The sequence below is a fragment of the Pseudomonas sp. GNP012 genome, assembly GCF_054343835.1.
In genome coordinates, this window is record NZ_JBTGUU010000001.1 from 3586187 (window position 1) to 3602770 (window position 16584).

Below are 16584 nucleotides of genomic sequence, written 5' to 3' on the forward strand. Positions count from 1 at the left end.
GCTGTTTTAATGCCGTTGTCCAACATCCACATCATCCATCAGGACGCTGCCGTACTGGTGGTGAACAAACCGACCCTGTTGCTCTCTGTCCCTGGCCGGGCCGATGACAACAAGGACTGCCTGATTACCCGCCTGCAGGAAAACGGCTACCCGGAAGCGCGAATCGTCCATCGGCTGGACTGGGAAACTTCCGGCATCATCCTGCTGGCCCGCGACCCGGATACCCATCGCGAGCTGTCCCGGCAATTTCACGACCGCGAAACCGAAAAGGCCTACACCGCCCTGTGCTGGGGTCAACCGGAACTGGACAGCGGCAGCATCGACCTGCCCTTGCGCTACGACCCGCCGACCAAGCCGCGGCATGTGGTCGATCATGAATTCGGCAAACATGCGCTGACCTTCTGGCGCGTGCTGGAGCGTTGCGGCGACTGGTGCCGCGTTGAGCTGACACCGATTACCGGCCGCTCCCACCAGTTGCGCGTGCACATGCTTTCGATCGGTCATCCGCTGCTGGGTGACGGGCTCTATGCCCACGAGCAGGCGTTGGCGGCCTGGCCGCGCCTGTGCCTGCACGCGAGCATGCTGACCTTCACCCATCCCCAGACCGGCGAGCGCCTGCGCTTCGAGTGCCCGGCACCGTTCTGAACGCAACGCACTCCCCCCTGTAGGAGCGAGCTTGCTCCGGGCGGCGTTCCGACGATGGTCGTCAACGATAACGCGGGAAGCCTGGCGCCCTGCGGCGTTCTTGGGATCATCGCGAGCAAGCTCGCTCCTACAGGGGGGCGCCACTCCACCCGCACACCACCGCCAATTCCCTGACCAATACGTTAAACTGGCGCCACTGCTGTCTGGAGCTACTTTATGCGCGAAGAGTTGAACCAAGGCCTGATCGATTTCCTCAAGGCCTCCCCTACCCCGTTCCACGCCACCGCCAGCCTTGTTCAGCGCCTGGAAGCGGCGGGTTATCAACGCCTCGACGAGCGCGAGCCGTGGAATACCGAAGCCAACGGTCGCTACTACGTCACCCGCAATGACTCTTCGATTGTCGCGATCAAAATGGGCCGCCATTCGCCGCTGCACGGCGGCATTCGCCTGGTCGGCGCCCACACCGACAGCCCGTGCCTGCGCGTCAAGCCGCAACCGGAGCTGCAGCGCCAGGGTTTCTGGCAGCTGGGTGTCGAAGTCTATGGCGGCGCACTGCTGGCACCGTGGTTCGACCGCGACCTGTCCCTGGCCGGCCGCGTGACCTTCCGGCGTGACGGCAAGGTCGAGAGCCAGTTGATCGACTTCAAGGCCCCGGTCGCGATCATTCCGAACCTGGCGATTCACCTCAACCGCGAAGCCAACATGGGCTGGGCCATCAACGCCCAGACCGAACTGCCGCCGATCCTCGCGCAATTCGCCGGTGACGAGCGCGTGGACTTTCGCGCAGTGCTCACCGATCAACTCGCCCGCGAACATGGCCTGAACGCTGATGTGGTGCTCGATTACGAGCTGAGTTTCTACGACACCCAAAGCGCTGCGGTCATTGGCCTGCATGGCGATTTCATCGCCGGTGCGCGCCTGGACAACCTGCTGTCGTGCTACGCCGGCCTGCAAGCGCTGCTGACGGCCGACACCGACGAAACCTGCGTGCTGGTCTGCAACGACCACGAAGAAGTCGGTTCCTGCTCGGCCTGCGGTGCCGACGGCCCGATGCTTGAGCAAACCCTGCGTCGCCTGCTGCCTGAAGGTGATGAATTCGTACGCACCATTCAGAAATCCCTGCTGGTTTCGGCTGACAACGCCCACGGCGTGCACCCCAACTACGCCGACAAGCACGATGCCAACCACGGCCCGAAACTCAACGCCGGCCCCGTGATCAAGGTCAACAGCAACCAGCGCTACGCCACCAACAGCGAAACCGCCGGGTTCTTCCGCCATCTGTGCATGGCTGAAGAAGTGCCGGTGCAAAGCTTCGTGGTGCGCAGTGACATGGGTTGTGGCTCGACCATCGGCCCGATCACCGCCAGCCACCTGGGCGTGCGCACCGTGGACATCGGCCTGCCGACGTTCGCCATGCACTCGATCCGCGAACTGTGCGGCAGCCACGACCTGGCACACCTGGTCAAGGTACTGAGCGCGTTCTACGCCTGCCGCGAATTGCCGTAAATCAGGTACAACGAGGGACTCATGTGGCGAGGGGGCTTGCCCCCGTTGGGCTGCACAGCAGCCCCAAGCATTTCTGTCAGACACACTGTATTGGCAGAATTTGCGACCGCTTCGCGGTCGAACGGGGGTAAACCCCCTCGCCACAAAGCTCGCTGACCATAGGGCGTTCATGACTCACTTCTGACACACATCACGCCGGCCGCGTAAAAAGCGGCCTAGACTTCAAGTATCCCTTCGACAAGGCTGTCTCCATGATTTCGATGTCCTCCTTCCACGCCATGCTGATCCCGATTCTTGCCGGGATGCTCCTGCTGGCCGTCGGCTTCAACTTTCGCGACAAAAATGCCGGTGTGTTCGCCATGTGGATCGGCATGCTGACCATCCTCGCGACCGTGGTGATCAAGATCCTCGCCAAACTCAACGAATAATTCATCGCCCTTGGCTCGCATTGATTTTGACGGGCTCGTACACTCGGTCGATCCGCTCCTTGCGAGGTTGACCGCCTAGTGTTCGCTCGTCTTTTTGCCCTTCCGTATTTTTTCCTTGTCTGCCTGATGCTGCTGCCAGTGGCACCTGCCCAGGCGGCCGGCCTGCCAAGCCTGCTCGGCGGCCAGGCCAAGGCACAGCCCGAAGCACAGGAACCGCTGGGACAGTCCCTGGACGAAGTGATCAAGTCACTGGAAAACGATCAGCAGCGCACCAAGCTGCTGGCCGATCTGAAAAGGCTGCGTGACACCACCAAACAGGCCCAGCCGATTACCGAAGAAGGCGTGCTGGGCCTGATTGGCGGAACCCTGGCCACGATCGAAAAGAAATTTTCCGGCGACGACAGTCCGCTCACGCGCTGGTCCAGCGAGTTCGACCAGGCCCAGGAAGAGTTGATGGCCCTGGCGCTGCCGGCCAATGAATGGCTGCCGATGCTCTTTGCGTTCGCCATGATCCTGATGGTCTGGAGCCTGCTGGCCGCCGCGCTGATCTGGATCAGCCACCGCGTACGCATGCGTTTCGGCCTGACTGAAGAACTGCCGCAACACCCCCGTGCTCTGGACATGTTGCGCTTTGCCTTGCGCAAGCTCGGGCCATGGCTGATCGCCCTGGTGATCACGATCTACATGAGCTATGCCCTGCCCTCGTCCCTGGGCAAAAGCCTGGCCATGGTGCTGGCCTATGCATTGGTGGTCGGCACCTGTTTCTCGGCCATCTGCGTGATTGCCTTTTCCCTGCTCGATGGCCCACACCGCCACCGCGCCTTGTACATTCTGCGGCACCAGGCGTTTCGACCGCTGTGGCTGATCGGCAGCTTCGCCGCGTTTGGCGAAGCGCTGAGCGACCCAAAACTGGTCGACAGCCTCGGCAGCCATCTGGCCCATACGGCAGCCACGATTGCCAACGTCCTGGCAGCCTTGTCCACCGCCCGGTTCATCTTGCGTTTCCGCCGCCCGATCGCCCACCTGATCCGCAACCAGCCGCTGTCCCGACGCCTGACCCGCCGCGCCCTCAACGACACCCTGTCGATTCTCGGCACCTTCTGGTACGTGCCGGCGCTGGTGCTGGTGGCCATTTCCCTGTTCGCGACCTTCATTTCCGCCGGCGACACCAGCACGGCCCTGCGCCAGTCGCTGATCTGCACCGTGTTGCTGGTGTTGTGCATGGTCATCAACGGCCTGGTACGCCGCCACGCCCTCAAGCCTCAGCGCGGCATCCGGCGTTACGTCGTGTATTCGGAACGGTTGAAGAATTTCTTCTACACAATCCTCCACCTGTTGGTGTGGCTGGCCTTTATCGAACTCGGCCTGCGGGTCTGGGGCATGTCGTTGATCCGCTTTACCGAAGGCGACGGCCACGAAGTCAGCGTCAAGTTGTTCAGCCTCGCCGGCACCCTGCTGTTCGCCTGGTTGATCTGGATTCTCAGCGACACCGCCGTGCACCACGCACTGACCCGCTCACGCAAAGGCCTGGCCAGTGCCCGCGCGCAGACGATGATGCCGCTGATTCGCAACGTGCTGTTCGTGGCCATTTTCATTGTCGCGCTGATCGTTGCCCTGGCGAACATGGGCATGAACGTCACGCCGCTGCTGGCCGGTGCCGGGGTGATCGGTCTGGCCATCGGCTTTGGTGCGCAATCGCTGGTAGCCGACCTGATTACCGGGCTGTTCATCATCATCGAAGACTCACTGGCCATCGACGACTACGTGGATGTCGGCGGTCACCTCGGTACGGTCGAAGGCCTGACCATCCGCACCGTGCGCCTGCGGGACATCGACGGCATCGTCCACACCATTCCGTTCAGTGAAATCAAAAGCATCAAGAACTACTCCCGGGAATTCGGCTACGCAATCTTCCGGGTAGCGGTGCCGGCCAACATGGACATCGACAACGCCATCAAACTGATGCGCGAAGTCGGCCAGAAAATGCGCACCGATCCGTTGCAGCGGCGCAATATCTGGTCGCCGCTGGAGTTCCAGGGAGTGGAAAGTTTCGAGTCGGGCAACGCGATCCTGCGCGCCCGGTTCAAGACCGCGCCCATCAAGCAGTGGGAAGTGTCGCGAGCGTTCAACCTGTCACTCAAGCGGCACATGGATGAAGCCGGACTGGATCTGGCGACACCGCGGATGAGTATTCAGGTCACCGCCGGCTCCCCGGAACAACCCTCGTAGGAGCTGCCGCAGGCTGCGATCTTTTAAAAATCAAAAGATCGCAGCCTGCGGCAGCTCCTACAAAGTCAAACCACGTCAACGCCGACATGAATTGCATCATGTCGCCAGAACTCCAGGTCGCAGTCGATCAAGCGTTCATGCTGGTCATAGTTGACGCGGGCAATCCGTAAGCCCGGGCTACCCGCCGACACCTTCAGCGCCGCCGCCGCATCCACCGACAACGCGGTGGGCACAATCTCGAAGCGCACCCGTCCGTAGTGCAAGTCGTAATGCCGCGCATACAACTCGGTGATCGACTGATTCAAATCGAAATCGAGAATTCCCGGAAAATACTGCGGGTTCAGATAGTGCTCAACATACAGCACCAGCCGCCCGTCGATCCGCCGTGAGCGGCAGATCTGGATCACGCTCGACAGCGCCGGCAATTGCAGCCAGGCACAAACGGCCGCCGACGCCGGTTGCAATCGCGCCGAAATCACCTCGGTGGACGGCACCCGCCCCTGGGCACTGACCATCGCGTGAAAGTGGCTGCGCTGCATCAGGTTGTACGCCAGGCGTGGCGGCGAGACGAACCAGCCACGACGCTCCTCGCGGTAGATTTGCCCCTGCGACTCCAGCTGCAACAACGCCTCACGCAAAGTGATCCGCGTGGTGCCGAACAATTCACTGAGCTTGCGCTCGGCCGGCAATTTGCTGCCGGGGGTCAACAGTCCGTGGTCGATCTGCTCCTGAAGCACCTGGCCGATGGCTGTTACCGCTTTTGTTGCCTCGTCACGCATCAATGTTTCCTATCTGGACTAGACCAGCACCAATTCAGGGCAGAACCGCCACGCAAACCGGCTCATTCAATAGTCTGCAAGCGTAGGCAGCGTAGATGACCGAGATGTGACAAAGCTGCCCAACGGTCGCCATTCTGCGAGCTCAAAAACCTGCAATTCATCGGCCAAGTCCCTTGCCAGCCGAGGCCTTGACCATGGTCTACGCTTATCAGGCCAGTCGCGATACCGCTGAACAAAAAGTCCTCCAGGGCGACGAGCGACATCAAAGTGTCATCCAGCCCCCTTAAATTGGCTCAGGTATTGCTGACCTAGACCAACACAAACCGCAATCGCAGCGTTGAACACGACCCAAGGAGCTTCGGAATGAAAAAGCTTTTCCTGGCATCACTGTTAGGCTCGACCATCGCAATGTGCACTGCCGCCATGGCGGCCGATGATTTGAAAACCCTGGAAGCCGCTGCGAAAGCGGAAGGCGCCGTCAACAGCGTCGGCATGCCCGATGACTGGGCCAACTGGGCCGGCACCTGGAAAGACCTGAGCGACAAGTACGGCCTCAAACACATCGACACCGACATGAGCTCGGCCCAGGAGATCGCCAAGTTCGCCGCGGAGAAAGACAACGCCAGCGCCGACATCGGCGACGTCGGTGCAGCGTTCGGCCCGATCGCGGTCAAGCAAGGCGTGGTCCAGCCCTACAAGCCTTCCACCTGGGATCAGGTGCCAGCCTGGGCCAAGGACAAGGACGGCAACTGGGCACTGGCCTACACCGGCACCATCGCCTTCATCGTCAACAAGAAGTTGCTGCACGGCTCCGAAGCCCCGACCAAATGGGCTGACCTCAAGAACGGCAAATACAAGGTGTCCATCGGTGACGTGAGCACCGCGGCCCAGGCAGCCAACGGCGTACTGGCCGCGGCACTGGCCAACGGTGGCGACGAGAAAAACCTCAAGCCCGCCCTGGATCTGTTCGCCGACATCGCCAAGCAAGGTCGCCTGTCGATGTCCAACCCGACGATTGCCACCATGGAAAAAGGCGAAATCGAAGTCGGCGTGGTCTGGGACTTCAACGGCCTGAGCTACAAGGCCAAGATGGCCAACCCGGATGACTACGTGGTGCTGATCCCGTCCGACGGCTCGGTGATTTCCGGTTACACCACCATCATCAACAAGTACGCGAAAAACCCGAACGCCGCCAAGCTGACCCGCGAATACATCTTCAGCGACGCCGGCCAGATCAACCTGGCCAAGGGCAACGCCCGTCCGATCCGTGCCGAGCACATCACACTGCCGGCCGAGGTGAAGGCCAAGCTGCTGCCTAACGAGCAGTACAAGAAAGTGACGCCGATCAAAGACGCGGATGCGTGGGAAAAGACCTCCAAGGCCCTTCCTCAGAAGTGGCAAGAAGAAGTCATTATCAATATGCAATAACCGGGAAGATCCCCATTTCGGGATCTGATGGCGATCCAAATGTGGGAGCGGGCTTGCTCGCGAAAGCGGTGTGTCAGTCGACATCGATGCAGGATGTCAGTCCGTTTTCGCGAGCAAGCCCGCTCCCACAGTGGATCGAGTGAGCTTCGAATATCTGTTTCACGGAGTTTTGCCCCCTATGAAGCACAACGTCATCCTTGTGGTGCTCGACGGCCTCAACTACGAGGTCGCCCGTCACGCCATGGGGCACCTGCAGGCGTACGTCGGAGCAGGACGTGCGGCACTCTACAAACTGGAGTGCGAGTTGCCGGCCCTGTCCCGCCCGCTGTACGAATGCATCCTGACCGGCGTTGCGCCCATCGACAGCGGTATCGTCCACAACAACGTTTCGCGCCTGTCCAACCAGCGCAGCATCTATCACTACGCCACCGACGCAGGTCTAGTCACCGCCGCGGCGGCCTATCACTGGGTCAGTGAACTGTACAACCGTTCGCCCTTCGTGGCGGCACGGGACCGCCACACCGATGACCCGCAACTGCCGATCCAGCATGGGCATTTCTACTGGAACGATCACTACCCCGATTCGCACCTGTTCGCCGACGCCGAAAACCTGCGCCAGCGCCATGCGCCGCACTTCCTGCTGATACACCCGATGAACATCGACGACGCCGGGCACAAGCACGGCCTCGACACCCCGCAGTACCGCAACAGCGCCCGCTCGGCCGACATCATCCTGGCCGACTACCTGCAAGGCTGGCTCGATGCCGGTTATCAGGTGCTGGTCACTGCTGACCACGGCATGAACAACGACCGCTCCCACAACGGCCTGCTGCCGGAAGAACGTGAGGTGCCGTTGTTCGTTCTCGGTGACGCATTCAGCTTCGACGCCGGCGCAGCGCCGAAACAGACCGAGATCTGCGGCACCGTCTGCGAGTTGCTGGGTGCGCCCCACGACAAACCGGTCTGCCGGGAGCTTCTCAAGTGAATGCCATGACCCGCAGTAAATGGCTGGCAGCCTTATGCCTGGTCCCGTTCGCACTGTTCTTCATCGTGTTCGAGATCGCACCGCTGACCTGGGTGATGATCAACAGCCTGCAATCGGAAGAATTCGGCTGGGGACTGGCCAACTTCAGCAAGATCTTCAGTTCGAAGTTTTACCTGCAGGCGATCCAGTACAGCCTTGAGATCAGCTTCTGGTCCAGCGTGTTCGGGATCATCATCGCGATACTGGGCGCCTACTCCCTGCGCCGGGTCGATTCGAAACTGCGCAACTTCGTCAACGCCTTCGCCAACATGACCAGCAACTTCGCCGGCGTGCCCCTGGCCTTTGCGTTCATCATTTTGCTCGGCTTCAACGGCAGCTTCACCATCATACTCAAGCAGGCCGGCATCATTCAGGATTTCAACCTGTACTCGAAAACCGGGCTGATCATTCTCTACACCTACTTCCAGATTCCCCTCGGCGTGCTGCTGCTGTACCCGGCCTTCGATGCGCTGCGCGAAGACTGGCGTGAGTCCGCTGCGTTACTCGGCGCCGACAGTTGGCAGTACTGGCGGCACATCGGATTGCCGGTGTTGACGCCGGCACTGCTGGGCACCTTCGTGATCCTGCTGGCCAACGCCCTCGGTGCCTACGCCACGGTGTACGCCCTGACCACCGGCAACTTCAACGTGCTGCCGATCCGCATTGCGGCGATGGTGTCCGGTGACATTTCCCTGGACCCGAACCTGGCCAGCGCCCTGGCCGTGGTGCTGGTGGCCTTGATGACCTTGGTGACCATCGTGCATCAGTTGCTGTTGAAGAGGAGCTACCATGTCTCGCGCTGAACTGGGGCCCGCCGGTGTCTACCACCGCGTCGTGGTTTACCTGTTGTTTGCCATCCTGCTGTTGCCGCTGGCCGGCACACTGGTCTATTCGATCGCCAGCAGTTGGTCGGCCACCATTCTGCCCAGCGGCTTCACCCTCAAGTGGTACATCCAGCTGTGGAGCGATCCGCGCTTCCTGCATGCGTTCGGGCAATCGCTGCTGGTCTGCGTCGGCTCACTGATTCTTTCCGTGGTGCTGATCCTGCCGTTGCTGTTCGTGGTGCATTACCACTTCCCGAAACTCGATGCGCTGATGAACATCCTGATCCTGCTGCCCTTCGCCGTGCCACCGGTGGTGTCGTCGGTGGGGCTGCTGCAGCTCTATGGTTCCGGACCGTTCGCCATGGTCGGTACACCCTGGATCCTGATCGGTTGCTACTTCACCGTGGCGCTGCCGTTCATGTACCGGGCGATCACCAACAACCTGCAAGCGATCAACCTGCGCGACCTGATGGACGCCGCCCAGTTGCTCGGCGCCAGCACCTGGCAAGCCGCCCTCCTGGTGGTGCTGCCGAACCTGCGCAAGGGCCTGATGGTGGCGCTGCTGCTGTCGTTCTCGTTCCTGTTCGGTGAGTTCGTGTTCGCCAACATCCTCGTCGGCACCCGCTACGAAACCCTGCAGGTCTACCTCAACAACATGCGCAACAGCAGCGGTCATTTCACCAGTGCGCTGGTGATTTCCTACTTCTTCTTTGTGCTGGTTCTGACCTGGATTGCCAATATCTTGAACAGGGACAAAAGCGAATGAGCTATGTCAGCGTCCAACATCTTCAGAAAAGCTTCGCCGGCACCACAGTGTTCAGCGACATCAATTGCGAAATCCAGAAAGGTGAGTTCGTCACCCTGCTTGGCCCCTCCGGCTGCGGCAAATCCACCCTGCTGCGCTGCATCGCCGGCCTGACTTCGGTGGATGGCGGCAAAATCCTGCTCGATGGTGCCGATATCGTGCCGGTGAGCCCGCAGAAACGCGGGATCGGCATGGTGTTCCAGAGCTATGCGCTGTTCCCCAACATGACCGTGGAGCAAAACGTCGCCTTTGGTCTGCGCATGCAAAAGGTCAATGCCGATGACAGCCAAAAACGCGTCGCCGAAGTACTGAAACTGGTGGAGTTGCAGGACTTCGCCGCGCGCTATCCACATCAGCTGTCCGGTGGCCAATGCCAGCGCGTCGCCCTCGCCCGCTCGCTGGTGACCCGGCCACGCCTGTTGCTGCTGGACGAACCGCTGTCGGCGCTGGATGCGCGCATTCGCAAGCACCTGCGCGAACAGATCCGTCAGATCCAGCGCGAACTGGGCCTGACCACGATTTTCGTCACACACGATCAGGAAGAAGCCCTGACCATGTCTGACCGGATTTTTCTGATGAATCAGGGAAAAATCGTACAAAGCGGCGACGCCGAAACCCTCTACACTGCGCCGGTGGATGTGTTCGCTGCCGGTTTCATCGGCAACTACAACCTGCTGGACGCCGACAGCGCCTCGAAGCTGCTGCAGCGGCCAATCAACAAGCGCATCGCCATTCGCCCGGAAGCCATCGAACTGAGCCTCAACGGCGAACTGGACGCGCAGGTGCGCAGCCACAGCCTGTTGGGCAACGTAATCCGCTACCGGGTCGAAGCCCGGGGCGTGGAACTGGTGGTGGATGTGCTGAACCGCTCGGCGGCCGACCTGCATCCCGATGGTCAGCGCCTGGCGCTTTCCATCGATCCGACGGCCCTGTGTGAGGTAGCCTGATGCCTTTGCTTATGCTGAAGAGAGAACTGCACTGATGGCCCTGGCAATTTTTGATCTGGACGAAACCCTGATCCACGGCGACTGCGCCTCACTGTGGAGCGAGCAAATGGTCCGCCTCGGCTGGGTCGACGGCGAATCGTTCCTGCGTCGCGACAAGGAATTGATGGATGCCTACGGCAGGGGCCATCTGGCCATGGAAGACTACATGGCCTTCAGCCTGGAACCGTTGATTGGTCGTACGCCTGAAGAAGTCGCGCACTTGATTGGTCCGTGGGTAGAGGACTACATCGAGCCAATCATTTTCAGTGACGCCACCAAGACCATCGCGGCGCATCGCAAGGCCGGCGACCGGATTCTGGTGATCTCGGCCTCGGGCACCCACCTGGTCGGCCCCATCGCCGAGCGCCTGGGCATCGACGAAATTCTGGGCATCGAACTGGAAGTGGCCCACGGCGCTTACACCGGCCATACCGTGGGCACCCTGACCTACCGCGAAGGCAAGATCACCCGCTTGCTGGAGTGGCTGGATGCGGAAGAGGAAAACCTCGAAGGCGCGAGTTTCTATTCCGACTCTCGCAATGACCTGCCGCTATTGCTGAAGGTGGACTACCCGCATGTGGTCAATCCTGACCCCGTGTTGCGCGAGCAGGCCGAAAAGGCCGGGTGGCCGATCCACGACTGGAAATAACCCGGCCCCCCTGTGGGAGCGAGCTTGCTCGCGATGGCGGCGAGTCAGTTGCATTAATATCAACTGACACTCCGCTAATCGCGAGCAAGCTCGCTCCCACAGGTTTCTCGTTGTCAGCTCAGACTCTCATCAATCACCAGCACCACCTTCCCCGCCACGTTATTACTCGCCAGCTCGGCAAACGCTGCCTCGGCATCCTTGATCGGGAATGTCCTGGCCAGTTGCGCACTCAAGCGCCCCTCGGCGAACAACGGCCACACGTGCAGGCCAAGATCGCTGAACAGATCTGCCTTGCACTGATCATCCCGGCTGCGCAGGGTCGAGCCCAGCAACTGCACGCGCTTGGCCAGTACCTGGGCCAGATCCAGCTTGGCCTCGCGCCCGCCCATCAGACCGATCAACACCCAGCGACCATCCTGAGCCAGCAACTTCAGGTTCAATGCCGCGTAATTGCCACCCACCGGGTCGAGAATCACGTCGAACGGCCCCAGATCCCGCAAGCCCTCCAGATCACCGTTACGCACCACGCCACCCTGGGCACCCAGCCCTTCGCAGTACGCCAGTCGTTCGGCAGAGCCGACGCTGACCCAGCACGGGTTACCGAAGGCCTTGCACAGCTGAATGGCCGCTGAACCAATGCCACTTGCTCCGGCGTGCAGCAAAACTTTCTGTCCCGGCTTGAGCGCAGCCAGTTGAAACAAATTCAGCCAGACTGTTGCATAAACTTCAGGCAATGCCGCCGCTTCGACCAGTGACATTCCGTCGGGAACCGGCAGTACATGCCGCCCGTCGACAACCACCTCTTCGGCCATCCCGCCCCCGGCCAGCAAGGCGCAAACCCGATCGCCCACCTGCCAGGAGGAGCCGGCGCCAACCTCGCTGATGACCCCCGAGCACTCTAGACCGAGCACCTTGCTGGCCCCTGGTGGCGGCGGATAAAGACCGGCTTTCTGCAACAAATCGGCGCGATTGAGGCCCGCTGCCGCCACTCGAATACGAACTTGCCCTACATCGCATGCAGGACCGGGCTCATCAACCCATACCACTTGACCGTCAACGCCTTGCAATGCTTTCACAGTGCCTCCATAGTGAGTCTGGACTGAGCCCGAAGCTATATCGCCGGGCTTTTTGCATTATGCGACCGGTTCCCAAAGAGCCGGCGACTTCAAAGACGGCCTAATATGCGTTATCAATTGTCCCCGCGTCGAATCAGCATGAAGCATCTGTTCCCCAGCACTGCCCTCGCCTTATTCATCGGTATCGGCTTGCTGCCGCTGTCGAGCAATACATTCGCAGCCAATAGCTGGGACAAGCTTCAACCCGATCGTGACGAAGTGATCGCCAGTCTGAACGTCGTGGAATTGCTCAAACGCCACCACTACAGCAAGCCGCCACTCGATGACGCGCGCTCGGTGATCATCTACGACAGCTACCTCAAGCTGCTGGATCCATCGCGCAGCTATTTCATGGCCAGCGACATTGCCGAATTCGACAAGTGGAAGACGCAGTTCGACGACTTCCTCAAGAGCGGCGACCTGAACGCCGGGTTCACCATCTACAAGCGCTATCTGGACCGCGTAAAGGCGCGTCTGGACTTTGCCCTTGCCGAGCTGAACAAGGGCGTCGACAAGATCGACTTCACCGCCAAGGAAACCTTGCTGATCGACCGCAAGGACGCCCCTTGGCTCAAATCCACCGCGGAACTCGACGACCTGTGGCGCAAACGCGTCAAGGACGAGGTCCTGCGCCAGAAGATCGCCGGCAAGGATTCCAAGCAGATCCAGGAAACCCTGACCAAGCGCTACAAGAACCAGTTGGCGCGCCTGGACCAGACCCGCGCGGAAGACATCTTCCAGGCGTACATCAATACCTTCGCCATGTCCTACGACCCGCATACCAACTATCTGTCGCCGGATAACGCGGAGAACTTCGACATCAACATGAGCCTTTCCCTCGAGGGCATCGGCGCCGTGTTGCAGAGCGATAACGACCAGGTGAAAGTCGTGCGTCTGGTGCCGGCAGGTCCGGCGGACAAGACCAAGCAGGTGGCACCGGCCGACAAGATCATCGGCGTTGCCCAGGGCAACAAGGAAATGGTCGACGTGGTGGGCTGGCGCCTGGACGAAGTGGTCAAGCTGATCCGTGGTCCGAAAGGCACCGTGGTACGCCTGGAAGTGATCCCGGCCAGCAATGCGCCGAACGACCAGACTACCAAGATCGTGCCGATCACCCGCGAAGCGGTGAAGCTCGAAGACCAGGCCGTGAAGAAATCGGTCTTGAACCTCAAGCAGGATGGCAAGGACTACAAGCTCGGCGTCATCGAGATCCCGGCGTTCTATCTGGACTTCAAGGCCTTCCGTGCCGGCGACCCGGACTACAAGAGCACCACCCGCGACGTCAAGAAACTGCTGACTGAACTGCAGAAAGACAAAGTCGACGGCGTGGTCATCGACCTGCGCAACAACGGCGGCGGCTCCTTGCAGGAAGCCACCGAGCTGACCAGCCTGTTCATCGACAAAGGCCCGACCGTGCTCGTGCGTAACGCCGATGGCCGTGTTGACGTGCTGGAAGATGAAAACCCGGGCGCGTTCTACAAAGGCCCGATGGCGTTGCTGGTCAACCGCCTGTCCGCCTCGGCTTCGGAGATTTTTGCCGGCGCCATGCAGGACTACCACCGCGCACTGATCATCGGCGGCCAGACCTTCGGCAAAGGTACCGTGCAGACCATTCAGCCACTCAACCATGGCGAGCTGAAACTGACCCTGGCCAAGTTCTACCGGGTTTCCGGACAGAGCACCCAGCATCAGGGCGTCTTGCCGGACATCGATTACCCGTCGATCATCGACACCAAGGAAATCGGCGAAAGCGCCCTGCCCGAAGCCATGCCGTGGGACACCATCAAGGCAGCGATCAAGCCGGCGGTCGACCCATTCAAGCCGTACATTACGCAACTCCAGTCCGAGCATGACGTGCGTACGGCCAAAGATGCGGAGTTCGTATTCATCCGCGACAAGCTGGCCCTGGCGCAGAAACTGATGGCCGAGAAAACCGTCAGCCTCAATGAAGTCGAGCGTCGTGCCCAGCACGCCGACATCGAAGCCAAACAGCTGGCCATGGAGAACATCCGTCGCAAGGCCAAGGGCGAAGAACCGCTCAAAGAGCTGAAGAAAGAAGACGAGGACGCCCTAGCGGCCGAGGACGACAAGACCAAACCGGAAGACGACGCCTACCTGAGCGAAACCGGGCGGATTCTGCTGGACTACCTGAAACTCAATACGGCAGTGGCGAAGCACTGAGTGTTAAGCAGCTGATGGCAATTTAATGCTAATGCCCTCCGGGGCGTCATCAAACAGTCATCATTCTGTCGTGAAATACGGGACTGGCGTGCTCCTTGTAGAAAGGGACCACGCCAGTCCTTTTTTATCGCCAGAGATTGCCATGACCACAACCGAACAGCTGAGTGCATTGAGCTCGATCCTGACTCAAGGCGGTTTGCACAGTTTGTTCCAACCGATCATCAGCCTCTCTGAGCGGCGCATTCTCGGCTACGAAGCCCTCAGTCGCGGGCCGTCCAACAGCCCTTTACACTCCCCTGTCGCCCTGTTCGCCGTCGCCCGCCAGGCCGGTCGTTTGAGCGAGCTGGAAATTGCCTGCCGCCAAAGCGCTTGCCGACGCTTCAATGAACAACAACTGCCCGGCCTGTTGTTCCTCAACGTATCCCCGGAATCCCTGCTCGAAGCGGCCCATCAACCGGGACGCACCCTGCAATTGCTGCAGGACTTCGGCATTGCGCCGGGTCAGGTGGTCATCGAGCTCACGGAACAGACGCCGACGGATGATTTCCAGCTGCTGCAAACCGCCCTGCATCACTATCGGGCGATGGGATTTTCGATTGCGCTGGACGATCTGGGGGCGGGTTATTCGAGTTTGCGTTTGTGGTCCGAACTGCGGCCGGATTACGTGAAAATCGACCGGCATTTCATTGATGGCATTCATCAGGATGCGCTCAAGCGCGAGTTCGTCGGCTCGATCCTGCAAATCGCCAAGGCCTCGCGGGCGCAAGTCATAGCCGAAGGTATCGAGTTACCGGAAGAGCTCACGGTACTGACCGAGATGGGCGTCGATCTGGTCCAGGGCTATCTGCTCTGCCGCCCTCAGGAACACCCACCACGGGATGCTCGGGCAATGATGCCCCGCCAGGACAGCACCAGCGTTGTACTGAGCGAAGACGGCAGCGACCTCAGCGCACTGCTCAACGAGCAACCCGCCGTGAATCGGGACACCCCGACCGCCACGGTGCTCGAAGCCTTTCGCCGCCAGGCCAACCTGAACTCGCTGGCGGTCCTGGATGCACAGGGTCAGCCTTGCGGTATCGTCCATCGGCATTCGCTCTCCGATGCCCTGCTCAAGCCCTTTGCCACCGATCTGTTCGCCCGCAAACCCATCAGCCGCCTGATGAACGATGACTTCCTCGCCGTCGAGCTGAGTCAGTCGCTGCAACAAGTCAGCCGCCTGATCACAGGCCGTGCCCGCCAGCGCATCGAAGAAGATTTCATCATCACCCTCAATGGCGGCTATCTTGGGCTGGGCCGCGTGATAGACGTACTCAAACTGATTACCGAACTGAAGATCCAGCAAGCCCGCTACGCCAACCCGCTGACCTTGCTCCCAGGCAACGTGCCGATCCGGCAATGCCTGACGCGGTTGCTGCAACAGCAACGGGAATCGGTGATCTGCTACGTGGACATCGACAGCTTCAAACCTTTCAACGACATCTACGGCTATGGCCGCGGCGACGAAGTCCTGCTGTGTCTGGCGCAGTGCCTGAACGACCGCATCGACCCGTCCCGCGACTTTGTCGGCCACATCGGCGGTGATGATTTCCTGCTGGTGCTCGGCCCGGAAGACTGGCGCAAACGATTGAACCAGTTGCTCGACGACTTCCAGAGCCAGTGCCGGCGCTTCTACCGCAGCGAGCACCTGGAAGCCGGCTGCTTCATCGCACCGAACCGCCAGGGCATGCGGCAGGAGTTTGCGCTGTTGTCGCTGTCGATCGGCGTGGTGCATCTTCATCCACAGGCCTGTGGACAACTCGATGCGAGCCAGCTGGCGGAAATGGCGTCACAAGCCAAGCACCATGCGAAGAATGTGCAGGGGTATAGCGTGCATGTGATTGATAGCCGGGTGGTGCAGGGACGTGAAGGTGCTTGCCTGATGGGGCAGCGGTGATTGACAGGACGCTTTCGCGGGCAAGTCGAAGGCGTCCGATCAAACAACCCGA

14 protein-coding genes are annotated in these 16584 nt (G+C 60.5%); 12 read left to right on the forward strand and 2 right to left on the reverse strand.

The window, feature by feature from the left end:
- Nucleotides 1-9: 9 nt before the first annotated feature.
- From ACXX83_RS16065 to ACXX83_RS16080, 4 genes are all read left to right on the forward strand, one after another.
- Nucleotides 10-645, forward strand: coding sequence for an RluA family pseudouridine synthase (locus ACXX83_RS16065; protein ID WP_007974948.1), 636 nt, complete (start codon nucleotides 10-12; stop codon nucleotides 643-645).
- A 216-nt stretch (nucleotides 646-861) separates the two neighbouring features.
- Nucleotides 862-2151 carry a M18 family aminopeptidase gene (locus tag ACXX83_RS16070; protein ID WP_007974949.1) on the forward strand — a complete coding sequence of 430 codons (1290 nt, stop codon included), beginning with the start codon at nucleotides 862-864 and terminating at the stop codon, nucleotides 2149-2151.
- A gap of 251 nt (nucleotides 2152-2402) precedes the next feature.
- On the forward strand, nucleotides 2403-2579 hold the full coding sequence (locus ACXX83_RS16075) for a hypothetical protein (protein WP_015096128.1): 177 nt from the start codon (nucleotides 2403-2405) through the stop codon (nucleotides 2577-2579).
- A 126-nt stretch (nucleotides 2580-2705) separates the two neighbouring features.
- A complete protein-coding gene (locus ACXX83_RS16080) occupies nucleotides 2706-4808 on the forward strand; it encodes a mechanosensitive ion channel family protein (protein ID WP_458549072.1) in 2103 nt (700 codons plus the stop codon).
- A 65-nt stretch (nucleotides 4809-4873) separates the two neighbouring features.
- On the opposite strand, the gene ACXX83_RS16085 is transcribed toward ACXX83_RS16080, so the two are convergent.
- Nucleotides 4874-5587: a UTRA domain-containing protein gene (locus tag ACXX83_RS16085; protein WP_015096130.1), complete on the reverse strand. Its 714-nt coding sequence runs from the start codon at nucleotides 5585-5587 to the stop codon at nucleotides 4874-4876.
- A 363-nt stretch (nucleotides 5588-5950) separates the two neighbouring features.
- Here ACXX83_RS16085 and ACXX83_RS16090 point away from each other — a divergent pair, with 363 nt between their 5' ends.
- The 6 genes from ACXX83_RS16090 to ACXX83_RS16115 all read left to right on the forward strand — a co-directional run bounded on the left by ACXX83_RS16090 (nucleotide 5951) and on the right by ACXX83_RS16115 (nucleotide 11303).
- Nucleotides 5951-7015 (forward strand): ABC transporter substrate-binding protein, encoded by a 1065-nt coding sequence (locus tag ACXX83_RS16090; RefSeq protein ID WP_458549073.1) that lies wholly within the window; start codon nucleotides 5951-5953, stop codon nucleotides 7013-7015.
- 178 nt (nucleotides 7016-7193) lie between these two features.
- Nucleotides 7194-8000 (forward strand): alkaline phosphatase family protein, encoded by an 807-nt coding sequence (locus ACXX83_RS16095; RefSeq protein ID WP_218475196.1) that lies wholly within the window; start codon nucleotides 7194-7196, stop codon nucleotides 7998-8000.
- Between the two features lie 5 nt (nucleotides 8001-8005).
- A complete protein-coding gene (locus ACXX83_RS16100; protein WP_458549074.1) occupies nucleotides 8006-8842 on the forward strand; it encodes an ABC transporter permease in 837 nt (278 codons plus the stop codon).
- Nucleotides 8829-9629 (forward strand): ABC transporter permease, encoded by an 801-nt coding sequence (locus ACXX83_RS16105; RefSeq protein WP_258684992.1) that lies wholly within the window; start codon nucleotides 8829-8831, stop codon nucleotides 9627-9629. The genes ACXX83_RS16100 and ACXX83_RS16105 overlap by 14 nt, the downstream gene beginning before the upstream one ends.
- On the forward strand, nucleotides 9626-10615 hold the full coding sequence (locus ACXX83_RS16110; protein WP_095964001.1) for an ABC transporter ATP-binding protein: 990 nt from the start codon (nucleotides 9626-9628) through the stop codon (nucleotides 10613-10615). Before ACXX83_RS16105 ends, ACXX83_RS16110 begins: the two co-directional genes overlap by 4 nt.
- A gap of 34 nt (nucleotides 10616-10649) precedes the next feature.
- Nucleotides 10650-11303 carry an HAD family hydrolase gene (locus ACXX83_RS16115; protein ID WP_217835918.1) on the forward strand — a complete coding sequence of 218 codons (654 nt, stop codon included), beginning with the start codon at nucleotides 10650-10652 and terminating at the stop codon, nucleotides 11301-11303.
- 113 nt (nucleotides 11304-11416) lie between these two features.
- Here ACXX83_RS16115 and ACXX83_RS16120 read toward each other — a convergent pair whose 3' ends face one another.
- A complete protein-coding gene (locus tag ACXX83_RS16120; RefSeq protein ID WP_458549075.1) occupies nucleotides 11417-12379 on the reverse strand; it encodes a zinc-binding dehydrogenase in 963 nt (320 codons plus the stop codon).
- 138 nt (nucleotides 12380-12517) lie between these two features.
- Between ACXX83_RS16120 and ACXX83_RS16125 the strand changes: the two genes are divergently transcribed.
- Together ACXX83_RS16125 and ACXX83_RS16130 are read left to right on the forward strand one after the other, a co-directional pair.
- Complete coding sequence (locus tag ACXX83_RS16125; RefSeq protein ID WP_217835920.1) at nucleotides 12518-14599, forward strand: carboxy terminal-processing peptidase; 2082 nt, start codon at nucleotides 12518-12520, stop codon at nucleotides 14597-14599.
- Between the two features lie 142 nt (nucleotides 14600-14741).
- Nucleotides 14742-16532: a bifunctional diguanylate cyclase/phosphodiesterase gene (locus ACXX83_RS16130; RefSeq protein ID WP_458549076.1), complete on the forward strand. Its 1791-nt coding sequence runs from the start codon at nucleotides 14742-14744 to the stop codon at nucleotides 16530-16532.
- Nucleotides 16533-16584: the final 52 nt, after the last annotated feature.